At 64.6% G+C, this 15,986-nt stretch carries 11 protein-coding genes; all 11 read right to left on the minus strand.

The window, feature by feature from the left end; all coding sequences use genetic code 11:
* Positions 1-278: 278 nt before the first annotated feature.
* The 11 genes from V1283_RS23815 to V1283_RS23865 all read right to left on the minus strand — a co-directional run bounded on the left by V1283_RS23815 (position 279) and on the right by V1283_RS23865 (position 15,945).
* Positions 279-3,599 carry a carboxyl transferase domain-containing protein gene (locus V1283_RS23815; protein WP_334388923.1) on the minus strand — a complete coding sequence of 1,107 codons (3,321 nt, stop codon included), beginning with the start codon at positions 3,597-3,599 and terminating at the stop codon, positions 279-281.
* A 12-nt stretch (positions 3,600-3,611) separates the two neighbouring features.
* The gene (locus V1283_RS23820) at positions 3,612-4,496 is read right to left on the minus strand and encodes an ABC transporter permease (RefSeq protein ID WP_334388924.1); all 885 of its coding nucleotides are present in this window, start codon (positions 4,494-4,496) and stop codon (positions 3,612-3,614) included.
* The gene (locus tag V1283_RS23825; protein ID WP_334388925.1) at positions 4,493-5,449 is read right to left on the minus strand and encodes an ABC transporter permease; all 957 of its coding nucleotides are present in this window, start codon (positions 5,447-5,449) and stop codon (positions 4,493-4,495) included. Before V1283_RS23825 ends, V1283_RS23820 begins: the two co-directional genes overlap by 4 nt.
* 5 nt (positions 5,450-5,454) lie before the next feature.
* Positions 5,455-7,002: an ABC transporter substrate-binding protein gene (locus tag V1283_RS23830; RefSeq protein WP_334388926.1), complete on the minus strand. Its 1,548-nt coding sequence runs from the start codon at positions 7,000-7,002 to the stop codon at positions 5,455-5,457.
* 25 nt (positions 7,003-7,027) lie between these two features.
* Positions 7,028-8,032 carry an ABC transporter ATP-binding protein gene (locus tag V1283_RS23835; RefSeq protein ID WP_334388927.1) on the minus strand — a complete coding sequence of 335 codons (1,005 nt, stop codon included), beginning with the start codon at positions 8,030-8,032 and terminating at the stop codon, positions 7,028-7,030.
* A complete protein-coding gene (locus tag V1283_RS23840) occupies positions 8,029-9,108 on the minus strand; it encodes an ABC transporter ATP-binding protein (RefSeq protein WP_334388928.1) in 1,080 nt (359 codons plus the stop codon). Before V1283_RS23840 ends, V1283_RS23835 begins: the two co-directional genes overlap by 4 nt.
* Positions 9,108-11,552, minus strand: a complete 2,445-nt coding sequence (locus V1283_RS23845; RefSeq protein WP_334388929.1) for a CaiB/BaiF CoA transferase family protein — start codon at positions 11,550-11,552, stop codon at positions 9,108-9,110. Before V1283_RS23845 ends, V1283_RS23840 begins: the two co-directional genes overlap by 1 nt.
* Positions 11,553-11,688: 136 nt before the next feature.
* Entirely contained in the window at positions 11,689-13,131 is a 1,443-nt protein-coding gene (locus tag V1283_RS23850; RefSeq protein WP_334388930.1) for an amidohydrolase family protein, read from the minus strand.
* A 106-nt stretch (positions 13,132-13,237) separates the two neighbouring features.
* Positions 13,238-14,263, minus strand: coding sequence for an ABC transporter substrate-binding protein (locus tag V1283_RS23855; RefSeq protein WP_334388932.1), 1,026 nt, complete (start codon positions 14,261-14,263; stop codon positions 13,238-13,240).
* Between the two features lie 45 nt (positions 14,264-14,308).
* Entirely contained in the window at positions 14,309-15,085 is a 777-nt protein-coding gene (locus tag V1283_RS23860) for an ABC transporter permease (protein ID WP_334388933.1), read from the minus strand.
* A 2-nt stretch (positions 15,086-15,087) separates the two neighbouring features.
* Complete coding sequence (locus tag V1283_RS23865) at positions 15,088-15,945, minus strand: ABC transporter ATP-binding protein (protein WP_334388934.1); 858 nt, start codon at positions 15,943-15,945, stop codon at positions 15,088-15,090.
* Between the last annotated feature and the right edge of the window lie 41 nt (positions 15,946-15,986).

The following is a 15,986-nucleotide window of genomic DNA, read 5'->3' on the forward strand; positions in this document are numbered from 1 at the left end:
GGCCAACGCCCCTCATCCGCCGTGAGACGGGCGGAGTTATGCGGCTGATTTGGGTGAGAACGAAAGCGGAATATTTTTGAGCGAGGGGCTGGACAGGTTCTGACTGATTTGCCCGTCGTGTTGTTTTGTCGCAGTTGTGCATCGAGATTGCGCTTGCGCGCGAGGCAAATCAGTTCGTAGCCCGGATGAGCAAAGCGATATCCGGGACGGTGTTAGAGCAGCCCCGGATGTCGCTTCGCTCATCCGGGCTACGAAGTCTACGCGCGCCTCGGCGGTGGCTACCACGCATCAATGCACGGCCGCTTCTTCGTCGCGCGCGGCTCCGGCTTCGGTACCGAGCGCAGGCCGGCCATGATCCACTGGCGCGTGTCGGCGGGATCGATCACCTCGTCGATCTCCAGCACGGAGGCGATCGAGACCGCCTTGCCGTTGGCGTAGAGCTCGTCAACCTTGGCCCGGTAGTACTCCTCGCGCTCGACCGGGTCCTCGATCGCTTCCATCTCCTTGCGGAAGCCGAGCCGGACGTAGCCCTCCAGCCCCATGCCGCCGAACTCGCCCGTCGGCCAGGCTACCGTGAAAAACGAGGCGTGGAAGCCGCCGCCGATCATGGATTGCGCGCCCAAGCCGTAGCCCTTGCGCAGCACGATGCCGAACAGCGGCACGGTGAGGCTCGCGCCGGTCACGAACATGCGCGCGACATGGCGCACGATCGCGGTCTTTTCGGCTTCAGGGCCGACCATGAAGCCTGGCGTATCGCACAGGGAGATAATGGGAATGTCGAAGGCGTCGCAGAGCTGCATGAAGCGCGCGGCCTTGTCGCCGGCCGGCGCGTCGATCGCGCCGCCGAGGTGCTTTGGATTGTTGGCGATCAGGCCGAACGGCTTTCCTTCGATGCGGATGAAGGCGGTGATCATGCCGATCCCAAAATCCCGGCGGATTTCCAGGATCGAGTCTTCGTCGGCGAGAAGATCGATGACGTTGCGGATGTCGTAAACCCGCAGGCGGTTTTCCGGGATCGCCCGCCGCAGCAGACGCTGGTCGGCCGCCTTCCATTCCGCGACCGCACCCTGGAAGTACGACAGATATTTTTGCGCAGCAGCGGTCGCTTCGGCTTCGTCCTCAGCCAGAATGTCGATGACGCCGTTCGGCGACTGGAACGACACCGGCCCGACTTCGGCCGGATGGTAGACGCCGAGGCCACCGCCCTCGATCATCGCAGGTCCCCCCATGCCGATCGAGGCGTTCATCGTGGCGATGATGACGTCGCAGCAGCCGAGCATCGCGGCATTGCCGGCAAAGCAATAGCCGGAGACAACGCCGATGACCGGCACGAGACCCGACAGCTTGGCGAACTGAACGAAGGACGGCCCGTCGAGCCCGGTCATGCCGAGCCGGTCGGTGTCGCCGGGCCGGCCGCCACCGCCCTCGGCGTAAAACACCAGCGGCATCCGCCATTGCTCGGCAAGGCCCAGCATGCGGTCGATCTTCTTGTGGTTCATGTGGCCCTGGGTGCCGGCCAGCACGGTGTAGTCGTAGGAAATGACCATGCAGCGGGCGGCATCCGCGCCGAATTTATCCGCGTTCATGGTGGCGACGCCGGAGATCAGGCCGTCGGCCGGCGTGTTGCGGATGAGGTCGTCGACCGCGCGCCGCCGGCGCTGCGCGGCGATGGCGAGTGAGCCGTATTCGACGAAGGAGCCCTCATCGACGAGCTGGGCGATGTTTTCCCGCGCCGTACGCTGGTTGGTCTTGCGGCGGCGCTCGACCGAGGCCGGGCGGTTTTCATCCAGCGTGATGGCGTGGCGCTCGATCAGTTCGGCGAGATCGGGACGGATGTGATCGAGATCGACGTCCTCCTCCTCGGCCACATCATGGGCGTCGATCTCGGCAGGCTCCAGATAGAGGATCGCCTCGTCCTGCATCAGCGTCATGCCGGCTTCCGCGGCGACCTTCGTCACCCGGCCGCCATGCGGCGCGGTCACCAGATGCTCCATCTTCATGGATTCGAGCACGGCGATCTGCTGGCCGGGGCGGACGAGGTCCCCTTCGCTAACGTGAACCGCCACGATCGTGCCTTGCAGCGGCGCAGGAACCGGCTCCGAACCTTCCGGCCCCGGTCCGCCAGCCGCGGCTTCCGTCATGGGTGCGCCGTCGTCGGCCGCCTCGCCGGATTCGATCAGCGCCGTCTCGGCGGTCGCCTTGGCGTCGCCGACGAGATCGGCGACATGGGCCTCGATGAAGCCGGTGCTGACGCGGTTCTCGACAAAATCCGGATGCGCCAAAATCGCCGCCAGGAAGGGGATGTTGGTGGCGACGCCGCCGATCCGGAACTCGCGCAGCGTGCGCGACGCCTTGTGCACAACGTCGGTCCAGTTACCGCCCGGCGAATGCACGATGACCTTGGCGAGCAGCGAGTCGAAGGCGGTGCTGGTGCGATAGCCGGAGTAACCAAATGTATCGACGCGAACGCCGGGGCCGGACGGCAGGTCGAACATCGCCAGCGTCCCGCCGGTCGGCCGGGTCCCGCCGGTTTCGTCCATCACCTCCATGTTGACGCGGAGCTGTATCGCAAAGCCGCGTGGCTTTGGGATATAGGCCTGCGCCAGACCGAGCGAACCGAGCGTGGCGCCGGCCGCGACCGCGAGCTGCGACTGCACGAGATCGAGGCCGAGCACCTCCTCGGTGACGGTATGCTCGACCTGAAGCCGCGGATTGGCCTCGATGAAGGCGAACGCCTGGTCGCTTGTTCTGGCGTCGTTATCGACGAGGAATTCGAAGGTGCCGAGATTGTCGTAGTTGGCGGCGGCGGCGAGTTCCTTGGCGGCGTCGATGATGCGCCCGCGCAAGGCGTCGTTCAGCGACGGGCTTGGCGCGACCTCGATGAGCTTCTGGTTACGGCGCTGGATGGTGCATTCGCGCTCCCACAAATGGCTGATCGCGCCAAAATGGTCGCAGATGATCTGCACCTCGATGTCGCGGGCGTTGCGGATCAGACGCTCGACATAGACGCCGTCGCTGCCGAAGGCGGCCATCGCCTCGGACTGGCAGCGCGCATAAGCTTCCTCCAGCTTGCTGGCGTCGTCGACGGTGCGCATGCCGCGGCCACCGCCGCCGGCGATCGCCTTGATCATGATGGCGCCACCGGCTCCCAAGGATTCCAGGAAGGCCCTTGCCTCGTCCAGGCTGGTCGGTCCGCTGGTGCCCTCGATAACAGGCACGCCGCATTTTCTTGCCAGCGCCTTGGCCTGCGCCTTGTCGCCGAACAGGTCGAGCGCTTCCGGCGACGGCCCGACGAAGACGATGCTCTCCTCGATGCAGCGCCGGGCGAGCGTGGCATTCTCGCTGAGGAAGCCATAGCCCGGATGCACGGCCTCGCATCCGGTCGCCTTGGCGGCCGATATCACCGCCTCGATATCGAGATAGGCCCGCGCGCCGCGCCCGGGGATTTCGCAGGCCGCATCGGCGGCGCGGACATGCAGCGACTGCGCATCGTCGGCGGAATGGATCGCGACAGTGGCAAGGCCGGCGTCTCCAGCCGCGCGGGCGATGCGGATGGCGATCTCGCCGCGGTTGGCGATCAGCAGTTTATGGAAAGACATGCTTGTTCCCGCCTAACGGTCTTTCATGGTCGGATCGAGCACGATCCGCAGGGATTCGCCAAGCGCATTGAATGCCAAGGATACAACCAAAATGGCAAGCCCCGGCGCGTACATCTGCTCCGGCGCGATCTCCATATACTGGTAGGCGCGGGCCAGCATGGCGCCCCAGCTCGGGTTGGGCGGCTGGATACCGAGGCCGAGGAAGCTGAGGCTGGCTTCCGCCAGCAGCGCCGCCGCCAGCAGCAAGGTCACCTGCACGATGACGGGCTGCAGCGCGTTCGGCAGCACGTGCTTCCACAGGATGTGCCAGGCCGGCGCCCCAAAACACCTGGAGGCATCGACATAGAGTTCCTGCCGCACGATCAGCGTACGCGCCCGGACGATCCGGGCCAGCGCCGGGAACATCACGATGCCGACCGCTATCATGCCGTTGGTGAGCCCGATGCCGAGCGCGCCGGTGACCGCGATCGCCAGCACGATCGCCGGGAATGACAGGAAAGTGTCGATGACGCGGCTGATGATGTCGTCGGTCCAGCCGCCGAAGAAGCCGGCGGCGAGGCCGACCGGCAGGCCGATCAGGATGGCGACGCCGACTGCGAGCAGGCTGGCATAGACGGTGGCCGGCGCGCCATAGATCAGCCGACTGAAGATGTCGCGGCCGAGGTCATCGGTGCCGAGCAGGTGTCCGGGCCCGGGCGCGGCCAGCATGCTGTTGGCGTCCTGCGCGGTGGGCGCATAGGGCGCGATCCAGGGCGCGCCGATGGCGACGATCACCAGAACCAGCAGGACCAGGATCGCCAGCGCCGCGCGAAGATCGCCGGCCAGCCAGCGGAACAGGCGGCGCATCCTGCCCGGCTCGGCCGGAGATTTCGGCGTGGCGAGGCTGAGGTCCGTCATTGCTCGATCCTCGGATCGACGGCGGCGCAGAGTAAATCGGCGATCAGATTGACCGTGATGACCACGATCACCATGGCGAACACCACGCCCTGAACAATCGGAAAATCGCGCTGCAGCGCGCCGCGCACGATCAGGCTGCCGAGGCCGGGGATGGCAAACACCGCCTCGATCACGACGGTTGCCGCCAGCATGCGGTTGACCAGCAGGCTGATAATGGTGAACAGGTTGACGCTGACATTCTTCAGGCCGTGCTGCCAGAGGATGCGCGTCATGGAGAGGCCCTTGGCGTGCAGCGTCCGCACATATTGCGACGACAGCACTTCCAGCAGCGAGCCGCGCAACTGCCGCGCCACCTCCGCCATGCCGTAGGCCGCAATCGCGATGCCGGGCAACAGCGCATGCCGGATCGCCTCGACCGGCGACACGCTGAAGGATTTGGCGCCGGTCGCCGGCAGCCAGTTCAGCTTCAGCGATATCTCGGCCACCAAAATCATCGCCAGCCAGAAGCCAGGAATGGCGACGCCGAGCGAAGCGATCATGCTGACCGTCTTGTCGACCCAGCCGTTCGGCTTGATCGCAGCCAACACCCCCATCGGAATGCCCGTGAGCAGCGCCAGCACCAGAGCGATGGCGACGATCAACAGCGTGTTGGGAAATGCGCGAGCGATTGACGTGGCGACCTTCTCTCCCGTCAGCAGGGACTGCGAGAGATCGCCCTGCACGACGTTGGCGAGCCAGGCGCCGTATTGCACCAGGAACGGCCGGTCGAGGCCGTAGATCTTCCGGATCTCGGTGATACGTGCGTCGGTGGCGTTGTCGCCGGCGAGCGTCACCGCGATGTCGCCGGGCACCAGTTTCAATAGCGCGAACACCATGAAGGTCGCGAGCAGGATCACCGGCAACGCCTGCAACAGGCGGCCGCCGATCACTCGCGCCGGACTTCGTCGCGCCATGCGCTTCAGCTCTCCAGCCAGACGTCGTCGTATTTCGGCTTGCCCAGAAGGTTCGGCTTGTAACCCTGCACCTTCTTGTTCATGGCGACCAGTTCGAACTGGAAGGCGAGCGGCGCCACAAAGGCGTTCTCCATCACCAGCCGCTGCACTGACGCAAACGCCTTGCGGCGCATCTCGATGTCTTCCGACGCCCGCGATTCCTTGATCGCGGCTTCGAGCTCCGGCGGCACCGGCGCGCGGCCGCCATTGTAATAGGCGTCCTTGGTGAACATCAGCGAATAGGTCAGGCTCGGATCGGGCCGCCCGGTCCAGGCCGCGAGCAAACCAGATCCGCGCTTCTCGGCGCCGAAGAACGCGGCGGAGGCTTCCGCAATCGGCGCGTTGGAGAATTTGACGTTCATTCCCGCTTTGCGGAACTGTTCGATCAGGATTTCCTGCCGCTGCACCGAATCCTGATCGGGATAGCCGATCAGGTCGATCGAGAGGCCGTCCTTGAAGCCGGCTTCAGCGAGCAACTGCCTCGCCTTGTCGGGATTATAGGGATAGAGCCCGGCAACCGATTTGTCGTAGGCCCAGTGTGCCTTGGGCAGGTTCATGTAGGCCGGCTCGGCGAGGCCTGCGAGCGCGGCCTTGACGAAGGTCTCGCGGTCGATCGCGAAATTGAAGGCCCGGCGAACCTTGATGTTGTCGAACGGCGGCTTCGCCCAGTTCAGGAAGATCTGGAACACGTAGAGCGTCGGCCCGTTAGCGATCTTCACGCTGGGCACCCGATCCATGATTGCTTTCTGCCGTGGCGGCAGTTGATACATCAGGTCGTTCTGGCCGGCGGTGACCGAGCGCGAGCCGGTGGTCAGTTCCGGAATGATGGAAAATTCGATTCCATCCGGATAGGGGCGATTGGGTTTCCAGTATTTGTCGTAGCGCTTGACCACGATCTTCTCGCCGTCGGCCCAGCTCACAAAGGCGTAGGCCCCGGCGCCAACGGGCGTGCGCGCGACATTGCCGGCGCTCGCGGCCTTGAGCGCCGTCGGCGACACCATCATGCCGGCGCGGTCGGAAAGAATGCCGGGCAGCGCCGCGTCCGGGGTGTTCAGCTTCAGCGTCACCTGCATCGGGCCGGTGACTTCGACAGACGCCATCGAAGCGAGGTCGGCCTTGATGTTGGATTTTTGGTCGGACTTGTTGCGCTCCAGATTGAATTTCACGGCTTCAGCGTCGAGCGGCGTGCCGTCGTGGAAGGTGACGCCGGAACGAATGTTGAGCACCAGGGTGGCGGGATCCGTAAAGCTCCAGCTCTCGGCGAGGCCCGGCTTGGGTTTTAAGGTTTCAAAGTCCCACTCGGTCAGCGTGTCGTACATCGTGAACAGGAAGGCGTGGTCCGAACCGGCGCCGCCGGTGGCAGGGTCGAGGCTCGACGGGTTGGCCGGCGCCGAGATGCGCAAGATTCCGCCGCGCTTCGGCGCGGCTTGTGCGAACGCGTTGCCGCCGAGCGCCGTGCCGGCCAAGGCGCCAGATATCAGCGCCATTACCTCGCGCCGGGTCGTGTGTGTCATGTTCTATCCTCCGTCGGCGATTGGGTCAGTTCGGTGAAAAGTTCGGGCGATCCGCAAAGTGGCAGGCGACCCAATGATCCGGCATCAACTCGCGCCATTCCGGCGTCTTCTCCGCGCAAAGGTTTTGCGCGTATTGGCAGCGGGTGCGGAAGCGGCAGCCCGATGGCGGATCGATCGGGCTCGGGATTTCGCCCTGCAGCACGATACGCTGACCGCCGCGCATCGAAGACGGCAATGGCCGCGGCTCGGCAGATAATAGCGCCTGGGTATAGGGATGCAGCGGCCGCTCGCTGACTGCTTCGGTCGGGCCCAACTCGACGAAGCGGCCGAGATACATCACCGCGATGCGTTCGCTGATATGGGAGACCACGGCGAGATCGTGGGTGATGAAGACATAAGTCAGCCCGAGATCGCGCTGCAGCTCGGCAAACAGATTGAGCACGTCGCCACGTATCGACATATCCAGTGCGGCCACGACCTCGTCGCAGACGATCAGCTTTGGGCGCAGCGTCAGCGCACGCGCGATCACCACGCGCTGCTTCTGGCCGCCGGACAATTGATGCGGATAGCGGTCGCCGATATCCTGCGGCAGACCGACGCGATCGAGCACTTCGTGCGCCCGCCTCAACCGCTCGGCCTTGCTGCCCACACGCGCCAGCTCCAGCGGTTCCAGCACCGAGGACAGGATGGTCATCCGCGGATTCAGCGCGGCGTTCGGGTCCTGAAAGATGATCTGGTAGTCGCGGCGGTGGTTCTGAAACTGCTTGCGCGGCAGGGCCAGCGGATCGACGCCATTATGCAGGATGGCGCCGGCGCTGGGCTTTAGCAGAAACACCAGCGCGCGGCCGATCGTGGTCTTGCCCGATCCGGACTCCCCGATGATGCCAAAGGTCTCGCCGCGGCGGACGTCGAAATCGACGCCATCGACCGCCTTCACGGTGGCCCGGCGATCTGACGTCTGGAACTGGACCTGGAGATCGCGCACCGAGACGATGGCGTCTTTGGCAATTTCGGCGGCCGGCGTGCTCATGGGTGACCGACCATGGCCGCGATCGGCGCTGATGATTCGTGCTGCAGCGCGCCGGGCAGATCCAGCTCATTGAAACGCCAGCAGCGCACCTTGCGGCCGCCTCCGGCATCGCGCAGTTCCTGTTCAGCGTCGCAACCGGCGACCGCATGCGGGCATCGCGCCTTGAACCGGCAACCATTCGGCATGTCGGCGATCGACGGCACCCTCCCCGGGATCGACGGCAGCTTGCCGTGGCGCGGGCTCAAATGCGGCAGCGAGCGTAAAAGCCCCGACGTGTAGGGATGCAGCGGCCGTACCAGCGCGTCATCGACCGCGGCATCCTCGATCACCTCGCCGGCATACATCGTGATCATGCGCGTACAGGTCTCGGCGACGACGCCAAGGTCGTGCGTGATCAGCATCAGCGCGGTGTTTGAGGTCTCGCTGAGATCGCGCAGCAGTTCCAGGATTTGCGCCTGCACCGTGACGTCGAGCGCCGTGGTCGGCTCGTCCGCGATCAACAGTTGCGGGCCGCAAATCAGGCTGGCTGCGATCATGACGCGCTGGCGCATGCCGCCCGAGAGCTGGTGCGGATAGTCGTCGATGCGCCGCTCGGGCGATGCGATGCCGACGCGGCGGAGCATGCCGAGCGCACGCTCCCTCGCCTCCTCCCGGCCGACGCCGGTATGGACGCGCAGCGTCTCGCCGATCTGGTGACCCACGGTGAAGACCGGATCGAGCGCGCTCATTGGCTCCTGAAAGATCATGGCGATGCGCCGGCCGCGGATCGCGCGCATGGCGCGGGTGCTGCACTTGGCGAGATCGACGCCGTCGAACAGAATCGAGCCGTCAAGGCCGGAAAGATTGTTCGGCAGCAGCCGCAGGATGGAGAGACCGGTAATGGTCTTACCGCAGCCGCTTTCGCCGACGATGCCGACGCGTTCGCCCGGCGCGATGTCGAAATCGATCTTGCGTGTCGCCTGCCAAACGCCCCGCGAGGTCTTGAAACGGATGCCGAGGCCGCGCACCGACATCAGCGGCTGCGGCGATTGGACCGCAACCGTCTCCGCCTTGCGCTGTGCCGGCCCTGCTGTCATCAGCCCGTCGCCCGCTTCTTTTCTTTTACGAGCTGCTCCTCCATCAGCATCTCCGTGCCGATGATGCCGTCGCGCGCCAGTTGATCGATGTCAGCATCGGACAGCCCGAGAACGCCGCCGAGGATTTCGCGGTTATGCTCGCCGAGCGTCGGCGGCGCGCTCCGGATCGGATACGGCCCCTCCGTTTCGCGGAACGGCATCGACGGCTGCGGGTGCGGACCGATGAAAGCGCGGTCGACCTGCTGGATGAAGCCGCACGCATCAAGTTGCTTGTCCTTCAGCAACTCAATCGGCAGCCGCGCCACGCCCGAGGCAACGCCCGCGGATTGCAACGCGGTCATCGCTTCTTCCGGATCGCGCGCGGACGTCCAGGCCGAAACCGCCGCCTCGATCTCGCTTTCAATGGCGCGCCGTCCGGCCGCGGTCTTCAGACCGGGATCGGAAGCCCAGCCGGCGCGGCCGAGCAGCGTCGCGAGCTTCGGCCACATCGCATCGCTAGCAACCGCGACCACGATCCAGTTGTCATCGCCGGCACAGGCGAAGCAGCCATGCGGCACAAAATCCGGGTGGCGGTTGCCGTACTTCACCGGCGCCTTGCCGTCGATCGAATGCGCGATGATCCAGGGCGCCGCGAACGGCATCATGCATTCGATCTGCGCGAGATCGATGAACTGCCCCTTGCCGGTCAGCCTGGCGTGGATCAACGCGGTGAGAACGGCGGCGCAGCCATTGAGGCCGCCGACGGCGTCGCCGAACGCGGTATGGCTCATGACAGGCGGGCCGCCCGCATCGCCCGTCACGCTCGGAAGGCCGGAGCCCTGCTCCAGCGTCGAGCCATAGGCGCGGCAGTCGCGATACACGCTTCCCGCCCCGAACGCCGACATCGACATCATCACGAGTTTTGGATTGAGCTTGCTCAGGACGTCATAGCCAAGGCCGAGCTTCGGCAGCACCTCGACCGAATAATTGTCGACCACGATGTCGGCATCGGCAATGAGCCGCTTGGCAAGGTTCAGCCCCTGAGGCCTTGTGAGGTCGAGCGTGATGCCGCGCTTGTTGCGATTCATGATGCAATAACGCACCGCCTTCTCGTACATCTGTTCGAGAACATAGGCCGGCCGCCGGTCGACGCCGCGCCACCAGTCGGGATATTGCGTGGCCTCGATCTTGATCACATCGGCGCCGAGATCGGCGAGCGTACGCGTGCAGATCGGCCCGGCCCACCCCATCGAGAAATCGACGACGCGGACGCCTTCGAGCGGAAGGCTGTTCTGGCCATTGGACGCAGGCACCGGTGCGCGCACGGGCCGTTCGGCGCCATGTGCGCTGCCAAGCATCTGCTCGCCGATGTCAGGAACCGCTCCGCCGCGCCGCGGCGGCGTGCCGGTCAGGCGCTGCATTGAGCCGGGGGTGAACCCGGTCTCGTCGCCGATCATGATGGGAACGATGGCGCCGCGCGCGTGCTTCTCCTCGTCCGCAATGAGATCGCCGATTTCAGGCACCGGCACGATCGGGATTTTTCGCCGCAAGCCTTCGGCAAACCATTCCTGCGCCGTACGCTGCTTCAGTTTCGGAATGAACTGGCTTTCGATTTCCTCCATGCGCTGCAGGCGATCGGTGCCCATGAACAGCGTCGGGTCATCGCGCAGCCCGGTCAGTCCCAGCATCTCGCAGAAGGCGCGCCATTGTGCCGGGGTCACCGTGGTGACGCCAAGCCAGCCTTGTCTGGTCTCGTAGATGCCGACCGGAAAGGTCGGCCAGAAGCGATTAACCCCGATCCTCCGCATGATGTCGCCGCGCGAGAACGACTCGAACATGATGTATTCGGTGACGGCGATGGAAGATTCGAAGATGCTCAGGCGCTGGCTGCGGCCGCGCCCGTCCTGCATGCGGCCCAGCACCGACGACGCGGCAGCGATAAAGCCCCAGAGGCCGGCGAGGATTCCGGTCTGGAAATCCGGCGCGTGCAGCGGCGGCCCCTCGGCCGGCCCGACCAGTTTTACGAGGCCCGTCAGCGCACGAATGGTCGAGTCTGTCGCGGCGAACTTCGCGTAAGGTCCCTCGCCGCCGAACCAGCTTGTTTCGAGATGGATCAGGCCGGGATGACGCTGCATGATGTCAGCGAGATCGAATGCCGGGCAATCCGCCGCATCGACATCGCGGCCGTCGAGCAAAATGTCGCAGCCGCCGATCAGTTCGACGAGGCGCGCGCTTGCGTTCTGATGGTTCGGATCGAGCGCAACACTCGACTTGTTGAAATTGAGAAACGCAAACCACGCACTATGTCCTGCCGGCGTCAGCGGCGTGGCGTGGCGAAGCGGATCGCCCTGAGGCGGCTCGATCTTGTGAACGGTGGCGCCGAAATCAGCGAACAGACGCGCGCAATAGCTCGTTGCAGCACTGCTTCCGAGCTCGACAATCCGCAGATGCGACAACGCGCCCATCGCTTCCTCATGCCCATCACCAGCGCATGACGGCCGCCGGCACTTTATTCTTGTTGTGCGGACATGAAACCTTGATGAGATTCCGATGCAAGCGGAATTTTGTTCCGCATTACGGAATACGAAAAGCGCTTATGCGTTAGCGGCAATCAAGCTGCGCTTCGAACCAGTTCTGCAGCGACGCCGACAGCGGCGGCCAGGCGCGTTGAAAGTGCGAGAGCTGCTTGACATTGGCGCGATAAATTCCGCGCAATTCCTGCTCGATCGCAGGGAGATCGACCCCGGCGCAGCGGCCTTCGCTGACGATCTTCCGCCCATCCACAACCACATCGCGCAGGAGAGAGGCATTGCCGCGCGCGAACAGGAGATCGATCGGGTCGACCGGCATGATCTGGTCCCGGTCGAGCCGGTCCAGATCGATGGTGACGAAATCGGCCGGCGCACCGGGCACGAGCGCCCCTGTGCCGGGCGCACCGGTCGCCTTGCGGCCATTGGCGATGGCGAGGCCGAGGAATTCGGAACAGGTCCAGTTCCGCCGGAATCCGAGACCGCCGTGCATCATCTGCACCAGCCGCATCTCGCGCAGCACGTCGTCGTCCTCGTCGAGCGCCAGCCCATCGACGCCGACTGCGATGGCGCAGCCGCATTCGTGCGCGGCGGCGATCGGCGCAAGGCCGGAGCGCAGATGGAGATTGGAGGAGAAATTGGTGACGATGCGCGCGCCGGAGGCCGCGATCATCTCAATTTCGTCAGGGCGGGCATGGATGCAATGGGCCAGCGTCAGCCGGTCCGACAGGAAGCCGATGTCGCGGAGGTAGCGGACGATACCGTCCGGAAAATGCCGGTCCGCCCAACCGCGCTGATAGATGGTCTCCAACAGGTGCATGTGGATGCGGCGGCCGGTCTGCGCGGAATTCTCCGCGACCGCCTCCAGTAACGGCTTTGAGCACCATTGCACGCCGGCCGGGCCAAGCTGCACATCGACCTTGGGACCTGCGATGGCCGCCGCAATCGCATCGGTGAGCTCGATATAGCCTTTGGGCGACATCGGCGCGCGGACGAACATTTGCTCGATCGTGCCGCGATCGTCCTTGGAGAGGCCGGAGAGAGCCGGTTCTTCATCGCCGTACACCACCGGATTCTGGTCGCGCACCGCAAGCGCAAAGGCGATGCGGATACCGACGTCGGACGCCGCGCGCGCGATAGCGCTGGCCTCTTCCACCAGCGGCATGCCGCCGCTCGGACGGGTGTAATGGATCATCATCGCCGCGCAACCGGCGCGCGCCGAACGCGCCAGCGCCGAGGCCGCGGTCAGATAGGGATCGACCGGCGTGCCGAGCGCCGAGCGCAGGATCCAGCTTTCAAGGGGCATGCCGAGCGCGCCGAACGATGACGCTGGCGCGCGCGCATGGTCGTGGGCGTTGACGAAGGCGGGAAGCACGAGGGAGCGCGGACCGGTTGTGGGCGGCGTTGTCTCTGAGATGGAGGTGATGACGCCGTTGTCGTGCCGCAGCACGACGTTTTCGAGCAGGCCGCGGTCAGGGCCGGAGAACAGGTTATGTGCCGCAACTTCCATCGTCATGACGTACCCTCTCCGTCATTGCGAGCGAAGCGAAGCAATCCTTCCCGCCGCGGAAAGAAAGAATGGATTGCTTCGTCGCTCTGCTCCTCGCAATGACGAGGACGCGTCAGTTTGCAGTGTACACCAGCTCGCGCTCCGCGCGCGGCGGCAAAAATTCGCGCGAGAAAATCTCCGCGGGCGTGGGCGCGCGGGCGAGCTGATAGCCTTCGACGATGATGCCGATGGCGCGGGCCATGCGGTCGTCCTTGACGTCGCCGACGCCGATTTCCTTCATCTCGGGCGACACGATCAGCTTGTCGAAGGAATATTGCAGGCGGCGCTTTTCGACCTCGACATTGATCAAATTGTCGTAATTGACAGCGGCTTTCATCCCGGCGTTCTGGTCCTTGGCGATCGCGATCATGCCCTTGTTGACGGCGCGAACGAGGCCGGCGACGGCCTTCGGATTGGACGCCAAAAGCTTGCGCGAGACCATCACGCCGTTGGAATAGAGATCGAGGCCGTAATCGCCGAACTGGAACCATTTGTAGTCCTTGTCGGGATCCTGGCGGTTCAGCACGAGATTGAAGTAGCTCGTGATGTTGAACACCAGCGCGGCGTCGATGTCGCCCTTGATCAGCATCGGCTCCTGCAGGTTCGGCGCCATGTTGGAGATCTTGATCTTCTCGCCCTCGAGCTTGTTCTTCTGCGCGAACACCGGCAGCAGCCGCGTGGTCGGCGTGCCCTGCGCACCGCCGAGCGTATGGCCCTCAAAGTCCTTGATGGTGTTGATGCCGCTGGTCTTCTTGGTCACGATCGCAAACGGCGGCTGGTTCCAGATCATGTAGACCATGACCGGCGCATCCTGCGGCTTGGTCGAGGCGTTCTGGATGATGGCGTTGACGTCACCGAAGCCGGCGTCATAGGCGCCCGACATGATGCGCGTGACCGTGGCGCCGGAGCCCTCGCCCTGGTCGATCACGACGTTGAGGCCCTCCTCTTTGAAATAGCCGTTGTCCTTGGCATAGAAGAACGCGGCGTCGGAGCCTTGCGTCTTCCAGCCGAGGGTGAACTTGATCGTGGTTTCCTGGGCACATGCCGAGCCGGCGAACAAGGTAACTCCCAACAGCGCGGCACTTACTCTGGCTAACATCGTGGTCTCCTCGATTAAGGGTTGGATGGCGGTTGGTGAAAATCTTCATGTCGCGATCACGTCGTTCTTGCGGGTGGCCCAGCCGGTGACGCGGCCCTCGATCGCCGAGAAGATCACGTAGAGCGCAACGCCGAGGCCGGCGAGCACGAACAGGCCTGCGAACACCAGCGGCACGTTGAAATTGGAGGACGCGGTCATCATCACGTTGCCGATGCCGCGGTTCGATGCGACGGTCTCCGACAGCACCGCGCCGACAAAGGCGTAGGAAATCGCGACCTTCAGCGAGGCAAAGAAGAACGGCATCGTCCGCGGCAGCCCGACATTCCAGAGAATATCGAACTTGCTGGCGCCGAGCGCCTTCAGCACGTCCTCCAGTTCGGGTTCGGTGGTCGCGAGCCCCGTCGCGATGTTGACCACGATCGGAAAGAAGCAGATCGAGAGCGCGGTCAGCACCGCCGGCACCGAGCCGGAGCCGAACCACAACACGAAGATCGGCACCACCGCGACCTTCGGGATCGAGGAGAAACCGACCAGCAGCGGATAAGCCGTGTCATAGGCGGTCTTCGAAACGCCGATTACCGCACCGAGTACGACGCCGAGGCCGACGCCGAGCACGAAACCGATCATCGTCGTCGCTAGCGTCTGCAGAATGTGCGGCAACAGGATCGGGAATTTTTCAAACAGCGTCACGAAAACCTGCGACGGGCGCGGCAGCACGAGATCGGACATGCCCGTCATCAGGCAGAACAATTCCCAGGCGACGAAGAACAGCACGATCAGTGCCGCCGACCAGGCCTTCTGGCGATAATCGAGATCGGGCATGGTCAGGCCGCTCCCTGCGCTGAGGCCGTTCTGGCATCGACAATGAAGGCGCGCAGCTTCTGGTTCAGTGCGACGAAATCCGGCTCGAACGTCATCGCGACCGTGCGCGGGCGGGCGAAGGTGACGTGGCTGTCATCGAGGATGCGGCCGGGCCGCGCGCTCATCACGCAGATGCGGCTGCCGAGAAACGCCGCCTCGCGCAGGTCGTGCGTCACCAGGAGCACGGTCGGCTGGTGGGCGATCCAAAGATCCTGCAGGATCGACCACAGCTCTTCCCGCGTGAACTGATCGAGCGCGCCAAAGGGCTCGTCGAGCAGCAGCATGCGCGGCTCGTGGATCAGCGCGCGGCACAGGTTGGCGCGCTGAAGCATGCCGCCCGAGAGTTGCCAGGGGTAGCGGTTGCCAAAGCCCTTGAGGCCGACCTGCTCCAGCAGCGCATTGGCCTTGTCGCGGAATTCGGTCTTGCGGAGTTTTCGGAATTGCGAACGGAACGGTTCGACGATCTTGAGCGGCAGCATGATGTTCCGCTCGATCGTCATCCAGGGCAGCATGGTCGGGTTCTGGAACGCCATGCCGACGCGCAAGGCGCGCGCCGCGACTTCCCGGCCGCCGACGATGACCACGCCGGTGGATGGTTGCACCAGCCCGCTCACGAGCCGCAGGATGGTGGACTTGCCGCATCCGGAAGGCCCGACCAGGGCGACGAACTCGCCATCGGCGATCCGCAGCGTCGTCGTGGCAAGGGCCGGCACCGCGCGGGCGCCGCGGCCGAAGGTGACCGAGGCCTCAGAGAGCTCGATGGCAATGGGTGCGGCAGAAGCCGGAACCGGCAGGCCAGAGAATTCTGAATTTGGTTGCATGCGCATCATGGCTGGAAGTGCATGCAAGCCGAATGCCAGCA

The organism is Bradyrhizobium sp. AZCC 2262, assembly GCF_036924535.1.
GTDB lineage: Bacteria > Pseudomonadota > Alphaproteobacteria > Rhizobiales > Xanthobacteraceae > Bradyrhizobium.

Excerpts from the sequence above, each read along its gene's own strand:
- V1283_RS23845 (WP_334388929.1), bottom strand. The coding sequence starts at position 11,552 with ATGGGCGCGTTGTCGCATCTGCGGATTGTCGAGCTCGGAAGCAGTGCT.
- V1283_RS23825 (WP_334388925.1), bottom strand. The coding sequence starts at position 5,449 with ATGGCGCGACGAAGTCCGGCGCGAGTGATCGGCGGCCGCCTGTTGCAG.
- V1283_RS23865 (WP_334388934.1), bottom strand. The coding sequence starts at position 15,945 with ATGCAACCAAATTCAGAATTCTCTGGCCTGCCGGTTCCGGCTTCTGCC.
- V1283_RS23860 (WP_334388933.1), bottom strand. The coding sequence starts at position 15,085 with ATGCCCGATCTCGATTATCGCCAGAAGGCCTGGTCGGCGGCACTGATC.
- V1283_RS23855 (WP_334388932.1), bottom strand. The coding sequence starts at position 14,263 with ATGTTAGCCAGAGTAAGTGCCGCGCTGTTGGGAGTTACCTTGTTCGCC.
- V1283_RS23830 (WP_334388926.1), bottom strand. The coding sequence starts at position 7,002 with ATGACACACACGACCCGGCGCGAGGTAATGGCGCTGATATCTGGCGCC.
- V1283_RS23815 (WP_334388923.1), bottom strand. The coding sequence starts at position 3,599 with ATGTCTTTCCATAAACTGCTGATCGCCAACCGCGGCGAGATCGCCATC.
- V1283_RS23840 (WP_334388928.1), bottom strand. The coding sequence starts at position 9,108 with ATGACAGCAGGGCCGGCACAGCGCAAGGCGGAGACGGTTGCGGTCCAA.
- V1283_RS23850 (WP_334388930.1), bottom strand. The coding sequence starts at position 13,131 with ATGACGATGGAAGTTGCGGCACATAACCTGTTCTCCGGCCCTGACCGC.
- V1283_RS23835 (WP_334388927.1), bottom strand. The coding sequence starts at position 8,032 with ATGAGCACGCCGGCCGCCGAAATTGCCAAAGACGCCATCGTCTCGGTG.
- V1283_RS23820 (WP_334388924.1), bottom strand. The coding sequence starts at position 4,496 with ATGACGGACCTCAGCCTCGCCACGCCGAAATCTCCGGCCGAGCCGGGC.